Genomic DNA, 451 nt, shown 5'->3' with positions numbered 1-451 from the left:
CGGTCCGGTGGTACGAGAAGGTCGGGTTGCTGCCCCCGCCGGCGCGGTCGAGCGGGAACTACCGGCTCTACGGGCCCGAGCACCTGCGCCGGCTGAGCTTCATCCGGCGGAGCCGCACCCTCGGGTTCACGGTGGAGCAGATCCGGGACTTGTTGGCGCTCTCCGACGACCGGGAGCGCTCGTGCACCGAGGTCGACATCATCGCCCGCGCCCACCTCGCCGACGTGGAGCGCAAGCTGGCCGACCTGGCCCGGCTCGCCGCGGAACTGCGCGAGGTCATCGGCCAGTGCGGCTGCGGGTCGGTCGCGGACTGCCGCATCATCGAGGCCCTCTCGCCGATGGTCGACCCCGCCTGAGGGACGTGCGGCTGGCTCCGCAGGCGACGCAAGGGGCATCAGCTCCCGTCTCTCGAACGGCCCTTGGCCGCGAACCCGCAGCACGCCACGGCGGG

The 451-nt window shown here is 72.9% G+C and carries 1 protein-coding gene; it reads left to right on the top strand.

From position 1 onward, the window contains the following. A partial coding sequence (locus AX737_RS31340; RefSeq protein ID WP_066928097.1) for a helix-turn-helix domain-containing protein occupies nucleotides 1-356 on the top strand: 356 nt, incomplete at its 5' end. Nucleotides 357-451 lie beyond the last annotated feature (95 nt).

This window comes from Methylobacterium sp. CCH5-D2 (genome assembly GCF_001556475.1).
GTDB classification, from domain to species: Bacteria; Pseudomonadota; Alphaproteobacteria; order Rhizobiales; family Beijerinckiaceae; genus Methylobacterium; species Methylobacterium hispanicum.
This window is presented reverse-complemented; position numbering and strand designations above follow the sequence as displayed.